The following is a 25,203-nucleotide window of genomic DNA, read 5'->3' on the forward strand; positions in this document are numbered from 1 at the left end:
AAAATGGAAAGAAGAAAATTTTTAAAGACAACGGCCATTGCATCGACAATACCTTTGGTTTTCAATCATATACCAGTAATGGCATCGTCACAAATTGATAGTGAAAGTTTGCAATTACTGGCAACAGCTGCTGCAGGTTGCGGAAAAATATTAGTTATTATTCAGATGAATGGTGGAAACGATGGTTTGAACATGGTTTTACCCAGAGACAAATGGAGTGAGTTAACCAATGCTCGTTCCAATATTTTGATGAAAGAAACCGATGTTTTGCCTTTGCATTACAACGAAACGACAGGTTTGCATCCGGCAATGACAGAAATGCAACAATTGTACAACAATGGTAAAATGTTGATCGTTCAAGGAGTCTCTTATCCCAATCCAAGTTATAGCCACTTTCGAGCTACAGATATTTGGTTTACTGCATCGGACAGTGACAAATCATTGTCTTCGGGTTGGTTGGGAAGAGCATTGGACTCGGTCTATCCCGGTTTTCCAAAAGCATATCCCAATACAGACATGCCCGATCCATTGGCGATCCAAATAGGTTCTACTTTACCCTTTTCGCTGCAAGGCCCTACCATAAATATGGCGTATAGTGTTCCAAGACCAGAAGATTTATTGAATGTAATCAATGCTACTTCAGATCCAGCGCCCAACTCAGATTATGGTCACGAACTGACTTTTTTGAGGTTGATGAAGGATCAAAGTAATGCGTATCGTGATGTGATTCAAAAAGCGTATAATGTTCCCAAAGCACAATTACCAACTTATCCCAACAAAAATGGCTTGGCCGATCAATTAAAAATAGTTGCCAAATTGATAAATGGAGGATTACAAACACCAATATATGTGGTGAATCATCCAAAAGGGTTTGACAGTCATGAAAATCAAGTGATGGATTCGGATAGAAAACTGGGCAAACAAGCCGAAAATTTGACCATACTCTCTCAAGCCATAGGTGCTTTTCAGGAAGATTTAAAGTTAATGGGAAAAGCAGATATAGTAACTGGAATGACGTTTAGTGAATTTGGTCGCCGAATCAAAAGCAATGACAGTGCTGGAACCGATCATGGTTCTGGAGCTCCTGTACTCTTTTTTGGTGCAGCATTGAATACCGGCAGAGGAACAGTAGAAGGAACACCAAACCCTGTCTCTGGAATGGTGGGTACTTCACCAAACTTACCGCAAAACGCAACGGTCAATGACCAAGTGCCTTTTCAGCATGATTTTAGACAAATATATGCAACCATCATGCAAGATTGGTTGTGTATGACCGAAGCACAGTCTGATGCTGTTTTAGGTGGCTCTTTTGAAAAGCTACCAATTTTCAAAACGGACAAATCGATATACTATCCGAATGCCGATTTTATGAAGATTTTTCCAAATCCGATAACGACTAGTCAGATCAATGTACAGTTTTATAATTTTATAAATAGCACTGTTGAAGTCAGTATTTATTCTATGTTGGGTTCTAAAATTTTTGGAAATTCTTATGCTGTAGATGGCGATATTTTGAGTTTTAATACCAACAAAATGTTCTCAACTGGCACTTATATTGTTCAAGTAATTTATAATGGAACCAAATTTAATGCCAAGATGATCGTGTTGTAGTTAAAACCAATATGTGTCTTTTGAATAGATTGATAAACATAGGAGTAATATAAGTTTTAATTTGAATAACATTGAGTTAAAACAAAAGTTCATTTAAGCAAAGTCACTAGAACCTGTAAGACTGTTTTTGACTTAAATTAATGCGTTGCTGTTAATTTATTTTATTATAGTTCGAAAAGTCAAATTAATTCGTGGTTTAGTAACCAATTTTGTGGGAGGCAAACGATGTAACCAATGGGTTTGGGTGGCATCCTTCATGACCAATAAACTACCATTTTCTAATACTATCGAAACTGTTTCTTTGGTGTCTTTGTGCTTGAAAGAAAATTTGCGTTCGGCTCCAAAACTTACAGAACCTATGGCTCCGTTCTTTTTTAAATCTTTTTCTGCATCACTATGCCAAGCCATACCTTCATTGCCGTTGTGATATAAGTTTAACAAACAAGAATTGAATTTCTCTCCTGTTTTCTCTTCAATTACAAATTTTAATTCCATTAATTCTTTGGTCCAAGGCAAAGCTTTCTTTGTAGTATTGGAATACGTATATTCAAATTCCAAATCTCCATACCAAGCAACTTTTCGTTTTGTAATGATGCGTTTACCAAAAATAATGGCTTCATCATTTCTCCACTCGATAGTGTTCATTAGAATATCAAAATACTGATTTGCTTCTTGGAACGCAAAAATTTTTGCATAATAATTCACCGTACCTTCTTTGGGAAGTAGGTTTTTTTTATAATCAAATTCGGTACTGAATAAATCCATTATAGTCATTTTAAATAATATCAAATATAAGGATTGTTGAGCCAATTCCATTTCCTCAAGGTCTGTTTTGTAATTTCGTCTCATCCAAAAGTCGAGACGAAATGACAAACTTGTGTGAAAATTAATAAGGAAACGAGATTGATTCTTAAAAACTTATCAGTTCTCATAATATTCAAAAGCATCAATTATGTCAAGATAAGTACCATCAAATCCGGCATCAAGAATCCTTTTAACATACGAATTATCGTCGCCATAGATGACTTTTTTCCATTCTGTATCCCAAAATTTAACTTTAAAATTCCCTTTCCAATCTGGGTTTTCGGCATCTAGCCAGTTGGGTTTAGAAGTATTCCAGCTGTTTTGCCAATAAAATCGGTAGTTTTCGGCTTCGCCTATAGACATATAAGAGACTACTAACCTTTTGCCCCCATTGGCTTTATTTTTTAAGGCACTAATTTCTGCCTTCGTAAAAGGAGTTCCGTCATTAAAATACAAATCCATTATAACCAGATCATAGTTGGTAGCTGTTACAGCGTTTATAAAAGCTGTTTTTGTTGTATATTTTTCTGGATTTATTAGGTATAAAAAATTCTTGACCTGAGACATAGCTGTTATAACAGCATTATTCTCCAGATAAATTGAAGTTGTAGGGATATTATTCAATTCTCTGTGATCTGCTGCAAAAGAAACATAACCTGATTTGTTGTTTTCAAAATACGAACTATTCATTTTGGATACTGTACTACAATAATCGATTACCAGAATTTTTTTATTAGTGTTTTTAGAAAGATTCAAAAAATCTTTTAAGTAAAGGGTTGTCGTTACAGGAGTGGCTTGATCATCATTATCATATCCATACAATAAATCTTCTTGACCGTTGGCATCGATTGCATTTAGGTAAGCATTATTTGAGACAGTCGTACTTTCTCCGTCATTACTCACTAGTTCAATCCCATTTTGAGGAATGATATTGAAATTAGAATTTTTTGCTTTTGCATATTGGCTAATTTCTATCACAAAATCCCTCATTTTTTGTTTGGCATTAGACACCGAATCTGGTTCTGACTTCTCATCTTTAGAACAAGAAACAAAAAGAATTATAAATAATAGCGCATGGTTTAGGAATCTCATAAAGTCTTTTAATTTTTTATAGTAACGTTTAAAAAAAAATAAAATTGCAAATATTCAGTAGCTTACAATTATTAATTGCTTTATCAGGCTATTAAATCCAAACTTATCAGAAATCAATTATTTATTCATTTGTAAAATTCACTGTAAATGGACTTTTTTTTCCAAAAATTCAAAATGAACCCATAATAAAATTATATTTTTGCGTTGTATTTAAAACAAAAACTTATGAAAAAACTTATTCTTTTAATCGCCTTCGGATTTATTACAAATGGCGTTATGGCTCAAAGTCCACTTGAAGAAGGTGGTGTACAATTAAATGCAGGAGTTGGTACTTCTGGTTGGGGAATTCCAGTTTATTTTGGTTTGGATTATGGTATTGCAAAAGACTTTACTTTGGGAGGTCAAATATCTTTTCAATCTGATGATTACAATGACAACAACAAAAATTACAATTCATCTGCAGTAGGCATTAGTGGTAACGGAAATTATCACTTTAATAGTTTATTAAACATTCCAAGTAAATTTGACTTTTATGCAGGTGCAAGTCTTACTTATTATATTTGGAATTACGACAACAACAATCACCCAGACAATACGTCTCTAGGACTTGGACTTCAAGTTGGTGGACGTTATTTCTTTAGTAATAATTTTGGAGTTAATCTAGAATTAGGTGGAAATACTGGTACTAGTGGCGCTAAAGTAGGAGTTACTTTCAAAATCTAGTTATTTAATCTGCAATTTTTAAAACCATCTGACAAATTCAGGTGGTTTTTTTTTGCCTTTAGCCAAACTTTTCTGTCTCAAGAATATTAGTATATTTGTACAAAACAAATCAAAAATGAAATCAAGATTACTCTACATTTTTCTACTTACTATTACATTTGTTTCTGCCCAAAAAAATGATCTTCAACTAGATAAAATCTCAAATTCTGAGATGAAAATGGCAAATAAAAAAATGAATTTGAAGGTAAATCCCAATACTCAAAATTATGATATAACCTATCACAAACTGGAAATTACGGTTGATCCAGCGATTTATTTTATAAACGGAAAAGTGACAACAACTTTCACGGCATTATCCAATCTTACTTCAGTTACGTTTGACTTAACCAATCAATTAAATGTAAGTAGCATCACTCAAAACGGAATACCATTGCCTTTTGTTCAAAATACCAACAATGAATTGGTAATAACATTAGCAAACGCAATTAATACTGGAGCTTCCACAACCCTGGTTATTACTTATGCTGGTGCTCCTGCAAATGGAGAACAAGCATTTACGACTTCTACACACAATGGATCAGCAGTATTGTACACCCTTTCCGAGCCTTATGGCGCAAGAGATTGGTGGCCTTGCAAGCAAGATTTGAATGATAAGGCAGATGCTATCGATGTGTACATTACAGCACCATCTCAATATGTAAGTGTTTCCAATGGAGTTGAGCCTGCAACTCCAGTGATTAATGGAGCTAGCAAAACCACTCATTTTCGCCATGTATATCCCATACCTGCTTATTTGATAGCCATCGCTGTAACCAATTACAGTGTTTACAATCAAACGGGAGGAACCTCTCCCAACCAATACCCAATCATCAACTATATTTATCCCGAGACTTTACCAAACGTACAAACGCAATTGGATCAAACTCCTTTGATTTTGAATTTATTCGAAAGCCTATTTGAAATCTATCCTTTTCACAAAGAAAAATACGGTCATGCTCAATTTGGCTGGGGAGGCGGAATGGAACATACCACAGTTTCGTTTATGAATAATTTTAGCCGAAGTCTCATCGCTCACGAAATGGCTCACCAATGGTTTGGTGACAAAATCACTTGTGGCGATTGGAAAAACATATGGTTAAACGAAGGATTTGCCACTTACGTTGCCGCTTTGGTGATCGAAAACTTTGATGGTCAAGCTGCTTTTGTAACCGAAAAGAACAAAATGATCAATAATATTACTTCCCAAACAAACGGAGCTGTCTATTTGACCGATGCCGAACTGACGGATGTCAATAGAATTTTCAGCTCTAGATTAACGTATAATAAAGGGGCGATGGTACTGAATATGCTCCGTTTTAAAATGGGAGATGTCTTGTTTTTTCAAGGTATAAAAAACTACTTAAAAGACAGCAATCTAGCCTACAAATATGCCAAAACTCCCGATTTGCAATTGCATTTGGAAGCGGTTTACGGTAGTAGTTTGACCGAATTTTTTAATGATTGGATTTACAACCAAGGTTATCCAATTTACAGTATCACGGCACAAAATTTGGGCGGTGGTCAAGCCAAGCTTACAGTTAATCAAACACAATCGGATGCTTCGGTTTCCTTTTTTGAAATGCCAGTGCCTGTACGTGTTTTTGGTAGTGGTGGCCAACAATTGGATTTAGTTTTAAACAACACATCAAATGGGCAAAGTTTTACAGAAAACGTACCTTTTACCATAACGAGTGTCACTTTTGACCCGAATAAAAATATTATATCCAAAAACAATACTGCAACTCTAGGCCAAGAAAATTTTGAGTTGAATGATTCACAATTGTATTTAAATCCATCCAATAACATGCTTACCCTTGCTTTACCAAACGGAAAAACGATTGAGAAAACGGTCTTTTACAACGTGTCAGGCCAAAAAATAATGACCAGCAATTCGGCAAGTTCTTGGGATATTAGCTCTTGGGCTACAGGAATTTATTTTATAAAAGTTTACACCGATTCTGGGTCTAAGAAATTGAAGTTTGTAAAGAATTAAGCGTTACAAAAAGACACGCAAAAGAGACACAGAGAGTCGCAAAGGTTTTTTAAATTTTCTTTGCATGTCTTTATGGTTTTCTTTTATGACTTTGGGATATAATAAAATATGACTGTCTGTAACTAATACCAATAAAGATTAATACTCGATTATACCATTTAACCTTTGATTTTACTGTAATAAAACGCATCGTCTCTTCAAGTGATTTAGAAAAGTAATGCGAGAGCTTTACTTTTCTAAATTGTATCGAGAAGCCTACTAGATGCGGGTTCTCGATACATTTCATAAAAAAAAAGCTATCGCATTTTTTAACTAAACACTCGAACAGACGTAGATCTAGATTGTTTTATAAAAGTAAATTTAAAGTCTAAACAGTATTAAATAAATATAAAAACTTAAAGATGTTTATTTGATACAGATTCCACAAATTTTCACAGATTGATTTGTGAAATTTGTGGAATCTGTGTCAAAAAATCAATCGAGTTCTGCTAAACGGATAGTCATAGAAAAAACTACTCTCTTTTAATCTCATGACCCACGAATTCTTCCAAAACAGCAAACATATCGTCTACCGAAAGTACTTCGAAATCGGGATGAGATTTTAGAAAATTGGCATTCAAAGTAACCAGATTTTCTTCAATTTCAAAAAAAGTGTCGTTGTTAAGCAAATCTCTAATAGGGTTTACGCCTTCCAGTTTTCCTTTCAGGAATTTACTGAGCTTAACACTGCTCATTAACTTTACTTTCTTGCATTGCTGTTGAAATAATTCCAAATGTTTCGGGGCGCCAATTAATGCCAAACCTTCTTCTATCAATTCATTCAACTCTTTGTTCCAGCTTGAATTGTAAACAAACTGAGCAAAATTGCCTTCTGTATATTGAGAATAATAATAATCTAAATAATAACTCATTAAAGCGTCTTCATGAATCAAATCGTCGTTCACACCTTCCTCCCGCATTAAATTGATTACCGAAATATTAGAGTGAATTAGATCTTGACCATTTTCACTGTTCATTGCGCTTTCTGAAACTATTATTCTACCGAATTCCATAGGGTTTGTATTTTGAATATTTGATGCAAATTTCGGGTAAATAAAAACAGGAAAGAAATTCAAAGTGATTTATATAATATCAAATCTGTTATTCTTGTTTTTTCTGATTCATTTTTGTGACCAAAGCTTTCAACCGCAATGCCTGTGCTTTTTTCTCTTCTTGAAGTTTAGTCTTCTTTCGATTGAGCAATTTGGTATGCAAAGCCTTGTTTTTGGTGTTTTTTTCGGGACCTTTTGCCATGATTTTTAATCGTATTTGGGTATAAAGGTAAAGACATTCAAGATAATTAGAAAAGGTGTTTCTATTATTGACTCTTGTCTTCTGCAAAGTTCTCCAGTTCCTTTTTTACTTCTTCCAGTAATTGTTTTTCGGTTGGTAAGTACAAATTGTATTGACTAGCTATGATATTTTTATTGTTTTCGGGTAACGAGAATTTAACTACACCATCGTTTTTATTGGCACAAAGTAAGATTCCGATGGTTTGATTTTCGTTATCATTTTTCTCTATTCGGTCGTAATAGTTGACATACATTTGCAACTGACCAATGTCTTGATGTGTCAATTTTTCGGTTTTTATTTCTATAATTACAAAACATTGCAATAAGCGATTGTAAAAAACCAAATCTACAAAAAAATCATCACCATCGATATGAATTCGTCTTTGTCTAGCGACAAAGGCAAAGCCATTTCCTAACTCCAACAAAAAATCTTGCAGGTGAGTAATAATGGCCGTTTCTAAATCTCTTTCGTAGTAAGAAGCTTCCCGTTTCAATTCCAGAAATTCCAAAACCATTGGGTCTTTTATAATTTGTCTGGCATCTGAGGGCAATTTTTCGTTTCTTGCCACTGCCAAAACATCCTTTCTGTCGCTACTCATTAAAAGTCGCTCCCAAAGACTGGTATTTATTTGGCGTTCCATCTGGCGAGTATTCCAATTATTTTTTACTGTTTCGGCTATATAAAAATCAATTTTATCTTGACTATCTAAGCGAATAATGAGTTTATAATGTGTCCAGCTCAATTGCGAACGCAGTGCGTTCGCAATTGGAAATGTGCGATAAAATTGTCTAAATAATTCGATTTGCCGTTTCGAATAGCCACTTCCGTATTCAGGTTCAAGTTCTTGAGCAATGAATTGAATTAAATACGTCCCGTAATCGGCGCGGTCTTTTCCTTGTTGTTCTTCCTCAAAAATACGTTTGCCAATTGTCCAATACATTAGTGTTCGCTCGTTGTCAACAGCTCTGATGGCTTTGTCCTGAGCAAGAGCAATAATGGATTTAATATCTGGGATTATGGATTGATTTTGAAGCATTTTGAATGAATTATTGATACAATATACAAAAATACTAAAAATGTTACAAAATAAGATTCCGATTATATTAAACGTAATCGTTTTTTACCCTAAATCTTTCTGAAGAAGACAACTAAACTTGATTGTCTTGTAGCATTAAGCAACGATTTTAAATTTTGCATTAATTAAAAAAGTCTAGCAGTTGTACAATTATAAAATTAATGGCTTTGCAGAATCCCATAGCCCAGATAGCAGTGAAAATCCTTTTGCGCCGGTGTTCGGCACAAAAGATTGCAACGGATAGCGGGAAATAGCTTCTAATAAATACAAACACAACTTTTTATTTTCAACAATTACATTCATAAAAAAAACGGAAATAACTTTTGAAAAGTCATTTCCGTTTTCATCCTACATTCCAAAAGATGCAGAATCCAATACCAGAAAAAATGTATTATCTGATATAAACTGAGATAGCGTTACCGTTTTTTAATTTTAAATCAGTAAGTGTAAGATTCACAATGTCATAAGTAGTAGTTACTCCATTTATTACAGTTGTCAATTTACTGTCTCCTTTTGCAAAAGTTCCCGTAATTGTAGTTAACGCGCATGGACTAACAGAAGAATCATAATCTCCAGAAATTAATGTGTTATTAATCTTTAAATCCATATAATCATGGTCGCAGCCACTTACATTTTGTGGCGGATCAGACAGTGTTTCTACACCATTAACATTGGTGCCTACTTTGACAATACTCCATTTTCCAGCTATCGGAGCTAACGTATCTCCTTCGTTTTCATCATTTGAATTACAAGACGTTGCAAATAATCCGATACTTAATGCTAATGCAAATAATATGCTTCTAGTTTTCATGTTCTATTTTTTTATTATTAATAATGGCTAAATTAGTTTTAGAGTGTATGAAAAAAGTTATATAATTATTGCTATAGTTTGCATTATTATTTTGGCATTTAAAAAATCACTACACACATCAAAGAATAGAAGTCACTTCTGTTTTTTCTTTAAAAAGAAAAAGATTATTTCACACAAATTGATTTACAGCGGAGTTCAGTGAATATATTTGCAACGGATAGCGGGATTAGTCCCTAATCCTTCGATTTCGCTCAGGATGACAAAAAATAATTGCTTATTTTTGCAACAAATTAAACTGAATTATGTTACAGAATCCAAAAAGATATACGATTACAGCGGCATTGCCTTATACAAACGGGCCTATACACATTGGACATTTGGCGGGGGTTTACGTGCCTTCGGACATTTATTCTCGTTATTTGCGTTTGCAGGGAAGAGACGTTTTGTTTGTTTGCGGAAGCGATGAACACGGCGTTGCCATTTCGATGAAAGCTAAAAAAGAAGGCATTACACCTCAGGAAGTAATTGATAAATACGATGGAATTATTAGAAAATCATTCTCTGATTTCGGAATTTCATTTGACAATTACTCTAGAACTTCGGCAAAAATTCATCACGATACTGCTTCGGAATTTTTCAAGAAACTATATGATAAAGGTGATTTTATTGAAGAAGTAACAGAGCAATTGTATGATGCCAAAGCGGATCAGTTTTTGGCTGACCGTTTTGTGGTGGGAACTTGCCCTAAATGTGGTAACGAAGAAGCCTATGGTGATCAATGCGAAAAATGTGGTTCTACGCTAAACGCAACTGACTTAATCAACCCAAAATCGACCATTACTGGTGAAACTCCTATTTTGAAATCTACGAAACACTGGTTTTTGCCTTTGGATCGTTATACGGATTTTTTGACCGAATGGATACTTGTTGGGCATAAAAACGACTGGAAACCGAATGTTTACGGACAAGTAAAATCATGGATTGATGGCGGACTAGAACCTCGCGCAGTAACACGTGACCTCGATTGGGGAATTGACGTACCTGTAGAAGGTGCCGAAGGAAAAAAATTGTACGTATGGTTTGATGCACCAATTGGGTACATTTCATCCACAAAAGAATGGGCTTTACGCGAAGGAAAAGATTGGGAACCGTATTGGAAAGATCAGGATACAAAACTAGTTCACTTCATAGGGAAAGACAATATTGTTTTTCACTGTGTAATTTTCCCTGCGATGCTAAAAGCCGAAGGAAGCTACATTCTGCCAGATAATGTACCTGCAAATGAGTTCTTGAATTTAGAAGGAAACAAATTGTCGACGTCTAAAAACTGGGCCGTTTGGTTGCACGAATACTTGGAAGAATTTCCGAATCAGCAAGATGTTTTGCGTTATGCTTTGACTTCAAACGCACCTGAAACAAAAGACAATGATTTTACTTGGAAAGATTTTCAGGCGAGAAACAACAATGAATTGGTAGCGATTTATGGCAATTTCATTAATCGTGTGGTGGTGTTGACCAATAAATATTACGAAGGAATAGTACCTCAACCGAATGAATTATCAGAAGTTGATGAAGCTACTTTGACTGAATTGAAAGCCTATCCAGCAGTGATTTCGAGTTCATTGGAAAGATATAGATTTAGAGAAGCTTTGGGCGAAATGATGAATGTAGCACGTTTAGGGAACAAATACTTGGCAGACGAGGAGCCCTGGAAAATGGTGAAAACCGATCCTGCTCGTGTGCAAACCCAAATGTATGTAGCCTTGCAAATTGCTGCGGCATTGAGTTCACTTTGTGAGCCTTTCTTGCCATTTACCGCTACAAAATTATCAAGAATCTTAAAAATTGAATCGCCTTTAGACTGGAAAACGATTACAGACAGTTCTGATTTATTGCTTGCTGGTCATCAAATTGGAGAAGCCGAATTATTGTTCTCTAAAATTGAAGATGAGGAAATTCAGAAACAAATAGACAAATTGGAAGCAACAAAAACTGCTAACAAAGCAGAAAATAAAGTAGCCGAACCGCAAAAAGACTTAATTCAGTTTGAAGATTTTGCCAAAATGGATATACGTGTTGGGACTATCCTTGAAGCAGAGAAAATGCCAAAAGCCAACAAGCTATTGATTTTGAAAGTAGATACCGGAATTGACATTCGCACCATTGTCTCTGGAATAGCCGAAAGTTTTAAACCCGAAGATATTGTTGGTAAACGGGTAACGGTTCTTGTAAACTTAGCGCCTAGAAACCTTCGCGGTGTAGAAAGCCAAGGAATGATTTTGATGACCACCAATGCAGAAGGAAAATTAGTTTTTGTAAACCCTGATACAGATGGTGTTGGCAATGGGGAGACGATAAATTAAAAAAAATTAACCGCAGATTCGCAGATTAATTAAAAAATAATCTGTGAATCTGCGGTCAAATAAATGTAAAATGAATCTAAGAATAATTGCCTTTTTAACGTGGATTATTGCCATAGGAATCTGGCAACTTATTTTTAAATCTCACCTTATAGTTTCTGGAATCTTATGGGAAATTCACACTATTTTCACAAGTGTAATTTTATTGTACATCCTTTTAAATATGATTACTGGAGAAAAAACATTAAGTTTTATAAAAATTGTTTTTAGAATCATTTTTAAAGTTTGGCTTATCATTTTCATTGCTTTCTCTATGCAAAAATCTTTTAATCAAAAAGGTTTTGTTTTAACTATTACCTTTATATTTGGTTATCTAGAGGGATTAATTGATTTGAATGCCTGGCTAAATGACACTCAGTCTAAATCTATTCTTTCTGTTTTAAACAATTCAAATACTAAAAATAAAAAAATCATGATTAGCATCATAATGCTTTCCGCAATTCATGTATTATGTGCTTTTATTTCTTTAATTTTTTTTAGTATTGCATAAAAAAGAAACCTTATGAACCTAAAAGTAATTGCTTTCGACGCCGATGATACCTTATGGATCAACGAAACCTATTTTGATGAAACCGAGAAAAAATTCTGTGGTTTGATGGAAGATTATTTGTCACATCAAGGAATTTCGAAGGAACTTTTTAAAATCGAAATTGACAATCTTAAATTGTATGGTTACGGAATAAAAGGCTATATTCTTTCGATGATCGAAGCGGCGATGAAAATTTCGAACAATACGATTCCAATTGAAGTAGTCGAAAAAATCATTCAATACGGTAAGGAATTACTAGAAAAACCCGTGATTTTACTTGACGGAGTTGAGGAAACTTTGGAAGCCTTACATGGTAAATACAAATTGGTGGTGGCCACTAAAGGAGATTTACTGGATCAACGCAGAAAATTACACAATTCGGGTTTGGGACATTATTTTCACCATATCGAGGTAATGTCAGACAAACAAGAAATCGATTACACCGATTTAATCAAGCGTTTGGAGATACAACCAGAGGAATTTTTTATGATTGGAAATTCTTTAAAATCCGATGTATTGCCTGTTTTGGCCATTGGCGGACATGCAGTGCATATTCCGTTTCACACTACTTGGGCTCATGAAAAAATCGACCATAAAGTAGAGCACAAAAACTTTCAGGCCTTCGAAAAAATAACAGAAGTTTTAAAGTTATTGGACGCTTAAAATCATTTTTTTAATAAATTGAACCTAGTTAAAATGCTTTTTATTTAGTATTTTAGCTAGGTTTTAAATTTGATACGTTTCGGCAAAAAAGTCTGAATAACTATCATATTGAACTCAAATAAATACTAAAAAAATGAAAACGCTTTTAGACATAGACAATTGGAATCGAAAAGAACATTTCCTTTTCTTCAAACAAATGCAAGAACCTTTTTTTGGAGTCACTATTGATATTGACTGTACCAAAGCGTATGCAACAGCCAAAACACAAAGCTCCTCTTTTTTTATTTATTATTTACACAAAACTTTGATGGCTGTAAATGCTTTTGAGAATTTCAGATACCGAATTTCAAATACACACATCTATATTCATGATCGTATTGATGGGTCCGCTACTATAAGTCGAGCCGATGGAACTTTTGGGTTTTCTTTTATTAAATACCACCACAATTTTTTAATTTTCGAGCAAACAGCAATAACAGAAATCGAACGAATTCAAAACACAACAGGATTGTTTACCCGTGAATTTTATGCAGAAAATCTGATTCACTTTTCAGCCATACCTTGGTTAAAATTTACTTCACTTTCTCACGCGCGAAACTTGACTTTTCCAGATAGTTGTCCCAAAATTTCTTTTGGTAAAATGACAATTGATCAAAACGGGAAAAGAACTATGCCGATGTCTATTCATGTACATCACGGATTAATGGACGCCATGCATGTAGGCCAAATGGTAGATTATTTTCAGGAAATAATGAATCAATAAATTCAATTCCTATAAAATAGAATTCCTATTTTTGGTTTTATAATAATCACTTATGAAATCGTCATTAATTACAAGTTAGTTATGGACAATTCCCAATAAACAGAAAAGCGACTACATATTTGTCCACTGACTATTAATTTTCACAGATATGAAAAAATTCATTGTTTTTACAATTCTATTTCAATACAACTTCTTTTTTAGTCAAACCGTTTTGTCAACTTATCCATTGGAGCTTAAAAAATCCAAAGAATACAAGCAAATTGTAAATGCCGAAAATACAATCACTCACGATGTATTTGTATTTGCCAGCGATAAAGAATCAGTTACGATTCTAAAATACAATAGTGCTTTGTTTCTTACCGATCAATTTACGCTATCAAGACCTGATTTAAGTTACAAAACCATAACTGGCTATAGCTTTAATGAGGAAGGAAATCCTACTGTTTATTGGTCTTCTGAAGATTTAAAAAACATTTTGGCAGTTCAATATGATTTGAATGCAAAAACTACTTACTTGTCCAATTACTACTCTTCCTATTCCAATCAAGACATTGTAACATCATTCCAAGAAAACAACAGCTTTTATATTCTTTCTTTAAAAAATTTAGAGCAAAAAATGATTTTGTATGTTTATAAAGACGGTAAAAAAGAAGAAAAAATACTGGATTTCACTCCTTTTAAATTTCAAAATAAAAACACAGAAATTTTGAAATTGAATCAGATTTTAGAAGTTTGCCCTATTGAAAAAATGGAAACCAATCAGTTCAATCCATTGTTCAAAGGCTCGGAAAAAACCAAATTATACATCTTAAAAAAACGTTTGTTACTCACATTTGATCATAATTTTAAGGAAACACAATCCTTTGATATTGATTTATCTACTTTTAAAATTCAAGAGAAGAAGTTTCTGCAACCTGTTACCAAAAAACAATCGGGATTGTCCAATTCGTATTACCACGAAAACAAAATGTTTCAATTGACCACCAATAAAGAGGAATTGTTATTTGAAATTAAAGAATATCAATCTGGTGAAACCATCAAAAGTTTTCCCGTTTCAAAAAAAGATACTATCTCCTTTAAAAATTCTCCTTTGTGGATTCAAATGGACAGTCAAAAAACCAAAGAGTTAAAAAACACCGCCAAGTTTCTGGAACGATTATTATTTTTGAATGTGGGCTTATCCGTTTATAAAACTCCAAAAGCCATTTTAATCACCCTAGGAGGAACAAATAACAGTCAGAATACTTTAGATCTTTCAACAGGAATCAACGCCGCTATGTCAGGAAATTTCACCGACATCGCCTATGATTTGATGAACGCTTCAGGCCCCACAACAGTTTATTTCGAAAGTGTTTTTGATAAAAAATTACAACAATTTAAAAAAGAACAACAGGATCCTCTAGCGGTAGATTTTATTTCCAAATTCCTTAAAGAACATGATGAAGTAAGTATGCAAAATACCTTTCGATACAAAAACTATTATATTTTTGGGTATTATGATACGTATACCAAAGAATACGTTATGCGCAAATTCATTGATGGATTTGACCGTTCGTTTTAAGAAATTTGGATTATAATAAAACAGCAATTAGTTGTTTTTGACGACCCCGAAAGCTTTCCTATCGTGTGGACACAAATATATTCTACTTCATAATGTAATGGTACACATATTAGTACTGATTCTTTGGTTATACCAGTTACATATATATATTAGTCCAACAAGCTTATCTTTTGCACAAGCTTATACATTAATAAGCGTCAGAAATTCTCGCATATTATAAATTAAGACTCTCGCAAAGACGCAAAGGTTCAAAGTGATTCGTCCGACCTTAGCGCCTTTGCGAGAAAAAAGCTTAACCCTATTGCCCAATGTCATTAAGGGTTTCTCACTACGCTTTTTCAAAATATAACTCTCGCAAAGACGCTAAGACGCCAAGAAATCGACTCTTAACTTTGCGCCTTGGCGTCTTGGCGAGAAAAAACAAAGCTTAACTTAATGAAATTGCTATTGCCCTTGGGAGAAAAACTTCAAACCATAAAAGTATTTGAGTTAATTTATTTTTGGGTTTGGTATTATAAATTAAAAGTTTGAGTATGAAACATACATTATCTATAAGGCCAGATATGGATTAACTAAATTTTATCTGTGTAAATCCGTCCAATCTGTTAATTCTGTGTTCTATTTTTAGATGTGTCCACACCATAGGAATGCTTTCGGGGTTCACAGATTTACACAGATTTTATATCTATTGCATAAAAACCTCTAAAATCAGTGAATTTCTAAAGGTAAGGAATAAACCAAGATCCCGCTTTAGAAATCTACTAGCTCTATTCTAATACGGTATTTAATTCTCGCAGAAAGACCCTATTTGCTGCAAATGTCTCTCGTTTTGGTATTTGTTGAAGTTATCCCATTTTGGGGGGAAACTTGTTTTTTGACCGTACATAGAATCCAAACAAACATTATTGTCTTTGTACATTTCGTGTAAAACAGCCAAGATTTTGAAGAAAAATTCATCCAGCATTACGATAGCATCAAATGCTGCTTTGAGTGTATTATAATGAGTATCATTAGGATTCAATAGCTGTAATAAATCCAAAACTTCGTTCTTTTCGGCTTCATTGATTTCGGTTGAATACCCATTTTTTAAAGTTTTAAAAACTAGATTATTCCAAGCCACACTGTCATGTCCCCATTGAACATCGGGAAGATTTAGAGAATGTTCACAGATCAAAATAATCGAAAAAAGAACATCATTCAAATATTCTGCCGGAAACTCATCAAAGCTTCTCATTTCAAAACCACTTTGGTACATTTTTTCCTGATTAAAATCAAGTCCTAACTCCGAAAGCATTTCATATGCCATATCCCCTTCAATCTGATCTCTCCACCAAATGTTTTCCTCTTTTTCAAAATTTAGTAATTTTCTAAAATCATCTACGTTATACGTTAAGATTTTACCTTTTGGCATTGCTTTGTTATAAGTTCCCACACCTATGTAACGAGACATGGCATTTCGCATAGAACCCAGAGTGAATTTTTTGTCCAAACTGTATTTATCACTTATCACGCCCATGATGTCAGGACTTCCTAGCGTTGCAATAAAAAAAGGCTCAAACCATTGCAACAAATAAATGGCGTTGGCGTGCGTTTTGTCAAAATTATTATAATCGACAATTCGGCTGTCTTCTGTCAATGTTGGCAAAGTAATATGAAAATGATAGGTTCCATTATTAAACAAAACCAAGTTTTCTTGATTGCTCATGAACATATTAAGACCATTGTTGTAATCTGGAAAACTTAATTTTCCGTTCAATACAGCAGATTCATTGATTTTATCTAAGAATAATTTTTTGGTGGCTTTTAATTCTTTGCAGGAATCAGCAATAGTTCTGTTTTCAAAATATTTGGTTACAAATTCGATAGAATCACCATCAAAATGCACCGATCCCATCGTTTTGTTTCTTTGGGTAATCATACTTTGAATATTGTACGGTTGATCTTCAAGAAAAAGTTCCATGATCGATTTTCCAAGATATTCAGGATTTTCAAGTGGTTGTGCACTCACCTCAGCAGTTTCTGTATCCACAAATGGCTTTACTGGAGACAACATTTTGTGCTGATAGTTGATGTCCAATTTTTCGAGAGAATGACTATTCATCATTCGGCTCACTTTGTAGTTTTTATTTTTATAGAATGCCGATTGCAACATTGGAGCTATGCTTTCTGGCTTGTAGCATTTTCTGTAATCAATACTGTATTTTTCAAAACCAATTTTCTCTTGTATAAAGGCACCAGAAACTATTAGGGATTCTTCAAATTGCATGTAGGTTTCGTTTTCTAATCCTATACCCCAATAATATTTTTTTGTCTGATTGTCTTTCATTTATACTAATTTCTTTTTTTATGGTTTATTGAATCTTTTTATCTTTATTATACTTAAAAAAACGGGTCTAATTCATTCTATATCAAAAACAAAAGCCCTAATAACGAATGAAACTTAATTGTTAAATCTATTCCTTTTTTTATAATTATAAGAAATTTGATGTAGTCTTGGAAAATTTATGCTAGTATCGACTGACGATTGATAAAAAAGTAAACTTTTATAATGGGTTTATAAAATTACTATTGTCATTAATCACTTTTATATCAATATTTTAAGCAGCTGAATAGCCTAAATACAACATTTGCTATCCTTGTTTTTTCCAAGTTGCAAAAGTACTTCATTTTTATTGTATTTCCAAGCGGTTAATTCGCTGAAAATCAATAATAATGCAAAATGCTAAAGTGGTGCCATTATTTTTTTGAATTATTCGTGATAATACAAGACATAAGAAGAATATAATTCATCATTCCACCAATCTTTTCGAACCTCAGAAAAGTAATTATAATTGATTTTTCCTGCTTGCGATTGCAGTGGATATAGGACCACTCCATTTTCTCGATACGCTTGGTGCAAATCCGTTTCTGGAACAACGGGAACAATATGACCCGAAAGTCCTTTTTCTCTTCTTTTGGCGCATATGATTCCAATTCCGCCGTTGGTATTCACTTGAGTTTGCATTTCATCAACAGATAACATCCTTTTCCAACCAAAACTAGCTCCCCATTGCAAAAACCAATCATGAATGGCACTGGAATAAATATGATCTACCGTTTCTTGAAAAACAACTTCTACTTCTTCACCATTCAAAACTTTCTGAAGTGCATCTTCTGTCCACCAAACTGTAGGAAGATATACTTTTGAGAAATAACAATAATCAAAAGAGTAAACATTACAATAGGTATCTTCGATAGTTCTTTGATATCGAATGCTATTTTCAACATCCAGCTTGGCAATAAGCTTGGTATAGCTTTCTTTTTTTGTAGAAAAATTGGTCAGGTCTCTGTAAGGAATACTGGAATCATCTATAGGTTCCCACTTCAGTTCCATAGAATCCAAACGCGATTCTGGATTGGGTGCAAAATTGGCAATCTTAATTCGGGAATTGGGTACTGAATTTTCAACATTTGAAATTGAAGGTATCGAAACGGTGTCTTTCATCATTTTGATTGATTTTAATCAATTTTCACGGACTTCATGGCTCTCGAAAACTTCGGAATAAACCATCAAAAACATCCGTGTTAAATAATATTTTCTAAAAATTTAAATGTAAACAAAAAAACCACAAAAGGAAATATAATTGCTCTGTAAATTAAGAATTATAACTTTTTATGACTTTAATCGAATTATTCCTATTAACAAACTCATCTCAATTTCAAAATAAAAAAAGGAGAACATTTGTTACTTCAGTTCAAAAGTATTCATAATCAATTCCATTTTTTTCTGATTATCCGCAAATTCATTTTTCTTTGCAGAAAAAGTCAATATGTATGCTTTATCATTTTTTACAAAATCATATTGTAAAAATTTTAAATCTAAGCCATTAAATTTGCCCTCAAAAATCAGCAAGTGATATTCTTTTTCACTTGATTTTTTTCTAGCACTTTCAATTAGTTTTCCGTTTGTTTTAATTTGATTTTCAGAAAGAGTCACAAATTGATTCAAATCATACTTTAAAGTTCCTAAATCCTGAATAATTAAATTAATATTTTCCACAAAATCATCTCCAGGTTTTACCTTTTGAGAAAACAAATAGAATTCTGTTCCATTGCTTCCGCTTTCATCCAGCCTAAAACCAGAATCGTAGGTAATGGAATAGCCATTCCTGCTAATTTTTTTAGAATCGCTTTTTGGATTGGTCGTTTCGCTTTTTTGATTCTTTTGACAGCCAGTAAATTGAAACACAGCAATGAATAGTATTAAAAGTTTAAATTTCATTTTAATAGTTTGTATTGATAGATGTTAAATGTTCTCCTTATTAATCCATTTCCCCACTTTTGGCGCTACATAATTTTCCATTTTGTCCAGAAGTTCGTCTATAGTATCGCTTACCAAAAGCATTTGTTGGTTTACTTCTTTCAAAAGACCTTTGTCTACCATTGTTTGCACAAAAACAATTAAAGCGTCATAATAACCGTCGACGTTCAAAATGGCAATTGGTTTTTTATGCAGACCTAATTGTGCCCAAGTCAGCATTTCGAATAGCTCATCCAAAGTACCGAAACCGCCCGGCAAGGCTATAACGCCGTCACTTAGATCATTCATTTTGGTTTTTCTTTCATGCATAGTATCGACCAAAATTAATTGGGTAAGTTTTGGGTGAGCAATTTCTTTGGAGCCCAAAAAGTTGGGCAATACACCAATTACTTTTCCGCCTTCACTTAAGACTCCATCGGCAACGGCTCCCATAAGTCCTACTTTGGCTCCGCCATATACTAATTCAATGTTTCGTTTGGCTAACGTTTCTCCAAGCAAAGTAGCTTTTGAGGTATAAATTTCTTCAGTTCCTGAGCTTGAACCACAGAACACGGTTATTCGTTTCATTGTTTTTGGTTGTTTGCAGTTATCAAACTTTTGGTTTAAATTTCAAACCCTTCTAATACTCGTGGGGTTTATTTCAGGTCTCTGACTGCAGTTCCTGCAATCTTTATTTTTCCACCAAATGGTAATTTATTAACTTCATATACAGTTCTAGCAGGACGCTTATTTTCAGGAAACAAACTAATGAACAATTGATTTATTTCGGTTAAATTTTCTAAATCAATAAATGCAATATCAATAAATACAGTATCTTCTTTTTTAAAACCTGCATTTTTCAATACAGAAAAAAAGTTTTCAAATGCCATTTCGGCTTCTTTTAATGCTGTACCAGAAACATATTGTCCTTCTAAGTTTACTGATAATTGTCCGCTAACAAAACACATATTATTAGCAACTACACCGTGACTTATCGGATTTGTCCAACTTGGCAATCCTTCTCCTTTTATAATATATTTTTTTGAACTCATCCTTTGTATTTGTATCTGAAATTAAATTTTCACACGCAATTATTATATGACTACTGTATGGAGTTGATGAAAACTCATACCATTTTTAAACCCAAATATACTCATTTACCATTTTTAAAACATCATATTCATTTCAGAAACCCAAAACTCATGGTGTTTTTATCGATTGATAGAGAAGAGAGAGAATTACTATCCTTTCTTTATATTATCTTGAACCGAAAACCCATTTTTTTGGTTTCAAAAACTTAATTTTGCCTTTCGATAATACCTAAAAATAAAATTATGTCGTTTCAACCTGTATTTGCAGAATTTTGGGAAAAAGTTAAAGATAGCATCGCCGATAAAACCTACGCCAAACTGACACTGGCCAAAACCATAGGCGATACCGAATTGAAGAATATTTATGTGCGTCCGGTTTTGAACGATGGTGTTTTTAGTCTTTCGATTATGGCGCGCTACAAAACAGAGGAAATTGAAAGTTTTCATACGCTTGATGAAGCCTACATTGTTCTCGCTCCCTACATGAACAACCCGTTCCTGACAGCACTTTTGTTCACTACTGAAAATGACATTACCTTCAAACTGAATAAAAAACGTGTCGGAAGTATTATTGAACAAGTCCCAACGTTTAAAAATGCATCGGATGTAATTTTGGAAATGAAAGAGCTTGGGATGTAGATTTAAGATCTACGAAACAGGAAAATAATTCCACAGAGATTCACAAAGAAAGAAACGCAAAGTCACACAAAAATAGTAAAACTAAACTCTTAGTGAGTCTCTGTGTTTGCTTTGCGTTTCTTTGCGAAATAACTTTCTATAATTCTACAATCTTACTTTTCCCCATCCCATTCGGCATAAAACTGAGCCAAAAATCCCTGCATATAGTGATGTCTTTGTTCGGCAATTTGTTTACCCGTTTCAGTATTCATTTTGTCTTTTAGCAACAACAATTTTTCATAAAAATGATTGATTGTAGGGGCTTGACTATTTTTGTATTCCTCCTTTGTCATGTGCAAATTTGGCGCAATTTGAGGATTATATATTGGTCTGTTCTTAAAACCACCATAGTTGAATGCTCTGGCGATCCCGATAGCTCCTATGGCGTCTAAACGATCGGCATCTTGAACAATATCCAATTCAATTGACGAGAATGTCTTTTCGACTTTTCCGCCTTTAAAAGAGATGTTATTTATAATTTGAATAACATGCGCAATTATTACTTCGGGAACAGCTTCACTTTCTAAAAATTCACGAGCCACTTTTGGACCTATCGTTTCGTCACCTTCATGAAATTTACTATCGGCTATATCATGAAGCAAAGCGCCAAGTTTTACAACAGTTAGATCACACTTTTCGCCATTGGCAATCAAAAGTGCATTCTTATACACTCTTTGAATGTGAAACCAGTCATGACCTCCTTCGGCATTTTCTAATTTTTTTTTTACAAAAAGAATGGTTTTGTTTATTAAATCTGGATTATTCATAATGTATATGTTTATAAAAAAAAGCTGATTCTTGAAGCATAAACTTCAAAAATCAGCGATGTTAATATTAATTTCAACGGCAAAATTCAATTTCAATAGCAATGGCAATTTCAAAGACAATTTCAATCAAAAATCTTAAATCGTTAATCAAAAATCTACAATCTTAAATCTACAATCTCGCTGGTTCAACCCATTTGAATTGAAACGATTCTGATGGAATAACTAATCTTTCAGAAATTTTTGCCATTCTAGCAGGTAATTTCATCAAGTAATCACGGGCTTTTTCGGCTTCATCAGTCAAACTACCAATTTTGTCAATTTCCCATTTATCAATTAATTTTTGCATAATGTCAACATAATCCGATGCAGTATAGACCCCAATACGTTGTGCCGAATCAGAGAAATGTTCAAAAGCAGAACTTATTTTGTTTCCAGACTCTCTCAAGAAATGAGCTGGCATAACAATTTTTGCTTTCATCATGTATTGAAAAGCAAGCATCATTTCGCTTGGGTCAATTTTAAAAATTTCAGTAACAAAATGACTATAGGCATGGTGATGACGCATCTCGTCACCCGCAATCATCTTACACATTTTGGATAATTTTTTGTCTCCATAACTTTTGGCCAATTGCGAAACCCTGTTATGTGAAACATAAGTCGCCAATTCTTGAAAGCTAGTGTACACAAAGTTTTTATACGGATCTCTACCGGTTCCAATATCAAAACCATCGTTGATCAAATGCTGAGTTGTCATTTCGATCTCTTTCATATTTACACGACCAGACAAATACAAGTATTTATTCAATAAATCACCGTGACGATTTTCTTCTCCAGTCCATTGACGCACCCATTTGGCCCAACCGTTTCTTTCAAGATTATCTACACCTTCTACATCCATCAACCAATTTTCATAGGTTGGTAAAGCTTCTTCAGTGATCATATCTCCAACCATGGCTACCCAAAAATCATAAGGTAAATCTTTGGATATCTCTCTAAGTTCTTTTACCTCTTCAAGAAAATTATCGCTTTCTGAATTGGGTAAAAAGTCAGAAGGTTGCCATATTTGCTCAACAGGAATCAGGTATTGATCAACAAAACCTTCTACCTTGTTTTCTAAAAATTGCATTACTTCTAGACGAATGTTTTTTATAGACATTATATATTAATTTTTAAATTTTTATTCCGTTTACAACCGCCGATTCGGTTTTTTGCATTAATTCTTCGAAATCAAAATCCTTTACAGCAAACCCATCGTGCACTACAAAGGTAATACGATTTCCTAAACCATAAGGAAAAGTTCCATATTTCATCAATTTCCAAGAATTATTGATACTAATTGGCACAACATAAGCCGATGGTGCATTCTTGCATAAAATCTTTAACCCTGTTTGAGCAAATTCTTTTGGTTTTCCGGTTCTACTTCTTGTTCCTTCAGGAAAAATAACAGCAGATCGTTTGTATTTTTCGATATAATTTGCCATTTTTTTAATGGATGGAATGGCTTGTTTTGGATCTTTTCGATCGATCAATACAGAACCTCCATGACGCAAATTAAAAGAAACGCTTGGCACTCCTTTTCCCAACTCTTTTTTACTGACGAATTTGGGGTGAAACTTTCTTAAAAACCAGATCATCGCAATAATATCATACAAACTTTGATGATTGGCAACAAATATTACAGGTACACCTTTTGGAATACTTTCCCTGTTTTCAAAACTAAAAGTTACTCCTAGTAAAAGAACAATTCTTAGTAATATAAAATTCAAGTAATCCACACTTTTTTTGTGCGCTTGATATCCAAATACATGTAAACAAAACCATTGAATGGGATGAAAAACTACCAAAGTCAACAAAACAAAGACTAAAACAATAAAAGATAAGGGATACGAAATTAACTTTTGCATACTATTAAATTTGCGACAAAAGTAAGAAATATATTTTTAGGACTATTTATAACCTTATCAATTAATTAACCAGATTCTAAATCTTTGTAAATCAACATCCTGACCATCCATTCGAATTGTACTATACACATACTAAAAGATTTTTCTTATAATTGTAAAACCAAGTAGATTAAAAACGGCCTATTGTTCGCCTATACTTTAATTGTACCTTTGTAGAAATATAAATTTGTCTATTTTATAAAAATGAACTTTACCTATCCCAAAACAGAAAAACTAAAAAGCAAAATCACCATTGGTCTGTTGTTTACCGAAGGAAAATCGGTTTCAAAATATCCATTGCGATTGGTTTATAATGCGGGAACCTTTGGCGAAGCCGAAAAAATAAAAATAGGTGTTTCTGTTTCGAAAAAATATTTCAAAAAAGCAGTAGATCGTAATTATTTCAAACGTGTACTCCGAGAAACCTATAGACTCAACAAGCACTTACTGTTGGACAATTTGGATCAACCGTATTCTTTTATGTTTTTTTACCAAAGCAAAGACCGATTGTCTTATGAAGAAATCAATACCAAAACCATACAATTGTTTGAAAAGTTCTTACTGCAAATAAAACCAGCAAGTCAATCCGAAATAAAATAAACACTTAAAAACCACTCCGCCGTTTGGCACCCCTCCAAAGGAGCTATCGTGTGTACCAAATTTATTCTACTTCATAATGGGACACTGATTAGACAGATTAGCACTGATTCTTTGGTTATAAATTAAAAGTTTGAGTATGAAATATACGTGATCTATAAGGCCAGATATGGATTAACAAATTTTTATCTGTGTAAATCCGTCCAATCTGCCCCGATAGCTCCTATGTTTGCAAAGTTAAAAATTTCAGAAATGGAATGATTAAATTTGTAGAAATAAAGTAAGAAGAATGAGAGTACACCGATGGCTAAATAACTCAAGAAGTATATTGTTCGATAGAAACCACCTCATTCTTTTTTATCTTTTAGAGTCTGAACAGAATGTAAGGAATTATGCTAGTCGTAATATCCAGAATATCCAACCAGGAGAAAA

Annotated in this window: 24 protein-coding genes; 10 read left to right on the forward strand and 14 right to left on the reverse strand. The window is 33.6% G+C overall.

The features are described from left to right. Positions 1 to 3: 3 nt before the first annotated feature. Entirely contained in the window at positions 4 to 1,611 is a 1,608-nt protein-coding gene (locus AC8GF4_RS08010) for a DUF1501 domain-containing protein (protein WP_506593736.1), read from the forward strand. A gap of 156 nt (positions 1,612 to 1,767) precedes the next feature. Here AC8GF4_RS08010 and AC8GF4_RS08015 read toward each other — a convergent pair whose 3' ends face one another. Continuing rightward, positions 1,768 to 2,376, reverse strand: a complete 609-nt coding sequence (locus AC8GF4_RS08015) for an alpha-ketoglutarate-dependent dioxygenase AlkB family protein (protein ID WP_506593769.1) — start codon at positions 2,374 to 2,376, stop codon at positions 1,768 to 1,770. A 156-nt stretch (positions 2,377 to 2,532) separates the two neighbouring features. Further along, positions 2,533 to 3,507, reverse strand: coding sequence for an endo alpha-1,4 polygalactosaminidase (locus tag AC8GF4_RS08020; RefSeq protein WP_506593737.1), 975 nt, complete (start codon positions 3,505 to 3,507; stop codon positions 2,533 to 2,535). 225 nt (positions 3,508 to 3,732) lie between these two features. Between AC8GF4_RS08020 and AC8GF4_RS08025 the strand changes: the two genes are divergently transcribed. Together AC8GF4_RS08025 and AC8GF4_RS08030 are read left to right on the forward strand one after the other, a co-directional pair. Next, on the forward strand, positions 3,733 to 4,230 hold the full coding sequence (locus AC8GF4_RS08025; RefSeq protein ID WP_506593738.1) for an outer membrane beta-barrel protein: 498 nt from the start codon (positions 3,733 to 3,735) through the stop codon (positions 4,228 to 4,230). A 115-nt stretch (positions 4,231 to 4,345) separates the two neighbouring features. Further along, positions 4,346 to 6,262 carry a M1 family metallopeptidase gene (locus AC8GF4_RS08030; protein ID WP_506593740.1) on the forward strand — a complete coding sequence of 639 codons (1,917 nt, stop codon included), beginning with the start codon at positions 4,346 to 4,348 and terminating at the stop codon, positions 6,260 to 6,262. A 512-nt stretch (positions 6,263 to 6,774) separates the two neighbouring features. On the opposite strand, the gene AC8GF4_RS08035 is transcribed toward AC8GF4_RS08030, so the two are convergent. The 4 genes from AC8GF4_RS08035 to AC8GF4_RS08050 form a co-directional block, all read right to left on the reverse strand. Next, positions 6,775 to 7,314: a DMP19 family protein gene (locus tag AC8GF4_RS08035; RefSeq protein ID WP_506593741.1), complete on the reverse strand. Its 540-nt coding sequence runs from the start codon at positions 7,312 to 7,314 to the stop codon at positions 6,775 to 6,777. A gap of 88 nt (positions 7,315 to 7,402) precedes the next feature. Next, positions 7,403 to 7,555 carry a hypothetical protein gene (locus tag AC8GF4_RS08040; RefSeq protein ID WP_506593742.1) on the reverse strand — a complete coding sequence of 51 codons (153 nt, stop codon included), beginning with the start codon at positions 7,553 to 7,555 and terminating at the stop codon, positions 7,403 to 7,405. A gap of 64 nt (positions 7,556 to 7,619) precedes the next feature. Next, the gene (locus AC8GF4_RS08045; RefSeq protein WP_506593743.1) at positions 7,620 to 8,630 is read right to left on the reverse strand and encodes a PDDEXK nuclease domain-containing protein; all 1,011 of its coding nucleotides are present in this window, start codon (positions 8,628 to 8,630) and stop codon (positions 7,620 to 7,622) included. A gap of 430 nt (positions 8,631 to 9,060) precedes the next feature. Further along, positions 9,061 to 9,480 carry a lipocalin family protein gene (locus AC8GF4_RS08050; protein ID WP_506593744.1) on the reverse strand — a complete coding sequence of 140 codons (420 nt, stop codon included), beginning with the start codon at positions 9,478 to 9,480 and terminating at the stop codon, positions 9,061 to 9,063. A gap of 302 nt (positions 9,481 to 9,782) precedes the next feature. On the opposite strand from AC8GF4_RS08050, the gene metG reads away from it, so the two are divergent. The 5 genes from metG to AC8GF4_RS08075 all read left to right on the forward strand — a co-directional run bounded on the left by metG (position 9,783) and on the right by AC8GF4_RS08075 (position 15,416). Then, complete coding sequence (gene metG, locus AC8GF4_RS08055; RefSeq protein WP_506593746.1) at positions 9,783 to 11,843, forward strand: methionine--tRNA ligase; 2,061 nt, start codon at positions 9,783 to 9,785, stop codon at positions 11,841 to 11,843. 70 nt (positions 11,844 to 11,913) lie between these two features. Continuing rightward, a complete protein-coding gene (locus AC8GF4_RS08060) occupies positions 11,914 to 12,390 on the forward strand; it encodes a hypothetical protein (RefSeq protein ID WP_506593748.1) in 477 nt (158 codons plus the stop codon). 12 nt (positions 12,391 to 12,402) lie between these two features. Beyond that, complete coding sequence (locus AC8GF4_RS08065; protein ID WP_506593749.1) at positions 12,403 to 13,092, forward strand: HAD family hydrolase; 690 nt, start codon at positions 12,403 to 12,405, stop codon at positions 13,090 to 13,092. 133 nt (positions 13,093 to 13,225) lie between these two features. Further along, positions 13,226 to 13,855 carry a CatA-like O-acetyltransferase gene (locus AC8GF4_RS08070; protein WP_506593750.1) on the forward strand — a complete coding sequence of 210 codons (630 nt, stop codon included), beginning with the start codon at positions 13,226 to 13,228 and terminating at the stop codon, positions 13,853 to 13,855. Between the two features lie 148 nt (positions 13,856 to 14,003). Further along, entirely contained in the window at positions 14,004 to 15,416 is a 1,413-nt protein-coding gene (locus AC8GF4_RS08075) for a hypothetical protein (protein WP_506593752.1), read from the forward strand. 784 nt (positions 15,417 to 16,200) lie between these two features. Here the strand turns inward: AC8GF4_RS08075 and AC8GF4_RS08080 are convergent. The 5 genes from AC8GF4_RS08080 to AC8GF4_RS08100 all read right to left on the reverse strand — a co-directional run bounded on the left by AC8GF4_RS08080 (position 16,201) and on the right by AC8GF4_RS08100 (position 20,747). Next, a complete protein-coding gene (locus tag AC8GF4_RS08080; protein WP_506593753.1) occupies positions 16,201 to 17,742 on the reverse strand; it encodes a hypothetical protein in 1,542 nt (513 codons plus the stop codon). A 423-nt stretch (positions 17,743 to 18,165) separates the two neighbouring features. Further along, the gene (locus tag AC8GF4_RS08085) at positions 18,166 to 18,903 is read right to left on the reverse strand and encodes a hypothetical protein (protein ID WP_506593755.1); all 738 of its coding nucleotides are present in this window, start codon (positions 18,901 to 18,903) and stop codon (positions 18,166 to 18,168) included. A gap of 237 nt (positions 18,904 to 19,140) precedes the next feature. Next, entirely contained in the window at positions 19,141 to 19,677 is a 537-nt protein-coding gene (locus AC8GF4_RS08090; RefSeq protein WP_506593757.1) for a hypothetical protein, read from the reverse strand. Between the two features lie 24 nt (positions 19,678 to 19,701). Further along, positions 19,702 to 20,283: an LOG family protein gene (locus tag AC8GF4_RS08095; protein ID WP_506593758.1), complete on the reverse strand. Its 582-nt coding sequence runs from the start codon at positions 20,281 to 20,283 to the stop codon at positions 19,702 to 19,704. A gap of 68 nt (positions 20,284 to 20,351) precedes the next feature. Next, complete coding sequence (locus tag AC8GF4_RS08100) at positions 20,352 to 20,747, reverse strand: RidA family protein (protein WP_506593760.1); 396 nt, start codon at positions 20,745 to 20,747, stop codon at positions 20,352 to 20,354. A gap of 282 nt (positions 20,748 to 21,029) precedes the next feature. Here AC8GF4_RS08100 and AC8GF4_RS08105 point away from each other — a divergent pair, with 282 nt between their 5' ends. Next, positions 21,030 to 21,425 carry a hypothetical protein gene (locus AC8GF4_RS08105; RefSeq protein WP_506593761.1) on the forward strand — a complete coding sequence of 132 codons (396 nt, stop codon included), beginning with the start codon at positions 21,030 to 21,032 and terminating at the stop codon, positions 21,423 to 21,425. A gap of 152 nt (positions 21,426 to 21,577) precedes the next feature. Here the strand turns inward: AC8GF4_RS08105 and AC8GF4_RS08110 are convergent, their stop codons facing one another. The 3 genes from AC8GF4_RS08110 to AC8GF4_RS08120 all read right to left on the reverse strand — a co-directional run bounded on the left by AC8GF4_RS08110 (position 21,578) and on the right by AC8GF4_RS08120 (position 24,135). Then, positions 21,578 to 22,231, reverse strand: coding sequence for an HD domain-containing protein (locus AC8GF4_RS08110; protein ID WP_506593763.1), 654 nt, complete (start codon positions 22,229 to 22,231; stop codon positions 21,578 to 21,580). Positions 22,232 to 22,400: 169 nt separating this feature from the next. Then, complete coding sequence (locus tag AC8GF4_RS08115; protein WP_506593765.1) at positions 22,401 to 23,387, reverse strand: acyl-ACP desaturase; 987 nt, start codon at positions 23,385 to 23,387, stop codon at positions 22,401 to 22,403. A gap of 13 nt (positions 23,388 to 23,400) precedes the next feature. Next, positions 23,401 to 24,135 carry a lysophospholipid acyltransferase family protein gene (locus tag AC8GF4_RS08120; RefSeq protein WP_506593766.1) on the reverse strand — a complete coding sequence of 245 codons (735 nt, stop codon included), beginning with the start codon at positions 24,133 to 24,135 and terminating at the stop codon, positions 23,401 to 23,403. Positions 24,136 to 24,378: 243 nt separating this feature from the next. Between AC8GF4_RS08120 and rnpA the strand changes: the two genes are divergently transcribed. Beyond that, positions 24,379 to 24,774 (forward strand): ribonuclease P protein component, encoded by a 396-nt coding sequence (rnpA, locus tag AC8GF4_RS08125; protein WP_506593768.1) that lies wholly within the window; start codon positions 24,379 to 24,381, stop codon positions 24,772 to 24,774. The last annotated feature ends 429 nt before the right edge of the window (positions 24,775 to 25,203 follow it).

This window comes from Flavobacterium rarum (SeqCode) (assembly GCF_965234445.1).
In the GTDB taxonomy this organism is placed as follows: Bacteria; Bacteroidota; Bacteroidia; order Flavobacteriales; family Flavobacteriaceae; genus Flavobacterium; species Flavobacterium rarum.

Coding starts and splice junctions, on each gene's coding strand:
- AC8GF4_RS08085 (WP_506593755.1), bottom strand. CDS start 18,903: ATGATGAAAGACACCGTTTCGATACCTTCAATTTCAAATGTTGAAAAT.
- AC8GF4_RS08070 (WP_506593750.1), top strand. CDS start 13,226: ATGAAAACGCTTTTAGACATAGACAATTGGAATCGAAAAGAACATTTC.
- AC8GF4_RS08080 (WP_506593753.1), bottom strand. CDS start 17,742: ATGAAAGACAATCAGACAAAAAAATATTATTGGGGTATAGGATTAGAA.
- AC8GF4_RS08120 (WP_506593766.1), bottom strand. CDS start 24,135: ATGCAAAAGTTAATTTCGTATCCCTTATCTTTTATTGTTTTAGTCTTT.
- AC8GF4_RS08045 (WP_506593743.1), bottom strand. CDS start 8,630: ATGCTTCAAAATCAATCCATAATCCCAGATATTAAATCCATTATTGCT.
- AC8GF4_RS08075 (WP_506593752.1), top strand. CDS start 14,004: ATGAAAAAATTCATTGTTTTTACAATTCTATTTCAATACAACTTCTTT.
- AC8GF4_RS08010 (WP_506593736.1), top strand. CDS start 4: ATGGAAAGAAGAAAATTTTTAAAGACAACGGCCATTGCATCGACAATA.
- AC8GF4_RS08015 (WP_506593769.1), bottom strand. CDS start 2,376: ATGGATTTATTCAGTACCGAATTTGATTATAAAAAAAACCTACTTCCC.
- AC8GF4_RS08065 (WP_506593749.1), top strand. CDS start 12,403: ATGAACCTAAAAGTAATTGCTTTCGACGCCGATGATACCTTATGGATC.
- AC8GF4_RS08110 (WP_506593763.1), bottom strand. CDS start 22,231: ATGAATAATCCAGATTTAATAAACAAAACCATTCTTTTTGTAAAAAAA.
- AC8GF4_RS08090 (WP_506593757.1), bottom strand. CDS start 19,677: ATGAAATTTAAACTTTTAATACTATTCATTGCTGTGTTTCAATTTACT.
- AC8GF4_RS08060 (WP_506593748.1), top strand. CDS start 11,914: ATGAATCTAAGAATAATTGCCTTTTTAACGTGGATTATTGCCATAGGA.
- AC8GF4_RS08115 (WP_506593765.1), bottom strand. CDS start 23,387: ATGTCTATAAAAAACATTCGTCTAGAAGTAATGCAATTTTTAGAAAAC.
- AC8GF4_RS08105 (WP_506593761.1), top strand. CDS start 21,030: ATGTCGTTTCAACCTGTATTTGCAGAATTTTGGGAAAAAGTTAAAGAT.
- AC8GF4_RS08050 (WP_506593744.1), bottom strand. CDS start 9,480: ATGAAAACTAGAAGCATATTATTTGCATTAGCATTAAGTATCGGATTA.
- AC8GF4_RS08040 (WP_506593742.1), bottom strand. CDS start 7,555: ATGGCAAAAGGTCCCGAAAAAAACACCAAAAACAAGGCTTTGCATACC.
- AC8GF4_RS08035 (WP_506593741.1), bottom strand. CDS start 7,314: ATGGAATTCGGTAGAATAATAGTTTCAGAAAGCGCAATGAACAGTGAA.
- AC8GF4_RS08030 (WP_506593740.1), top strand. CDS start 4,346: ATGAAATCAAGATTACTCTACATTTTTCTACTTACTATTACATTTGTT.
- AC8GF4_RS08025 (WP_506593738.1), top strand. CDS start 3,733: ATGAAAAAACTTATTCTTTTAATCGCCTTCGGATTTATTACAAATGGC.
- metG (WP_506593746.1), top strand. CDS start 9,783: ATGTTACAGAATCCAAAAAGATATACGATTACAGCGGCATTGCCTTAT.
- AC8GF4_RS08095 (WP_506593758.1), bottom strand. CDS start 20,283: ATGAAACGAATAACCGTGTTCTGTGGTTCAAGCTCAGGAACTGAAGAA.
- AC8GF4_RS08020 (WP_506593737.1), bottom strand. CDS start 3,507: ATGAGATTCCTAAACCATGCGCTATTATTTATAATTCTTTTTGTTTCT.
- rnpA (WP_506593768.1), top strand. CDS start 24,379: ATGAACTTTACCTATCCCAAAACAGAAAAACTAAAAAGCAAAATCACC.
- AC8GF4_RS08100 (WP_506593760.1), bottom strand. CDS start 20,747: ATGAGTTCAAAAAAATATATTATAAAAGGAGAAGGATTGCCAAGTTGG.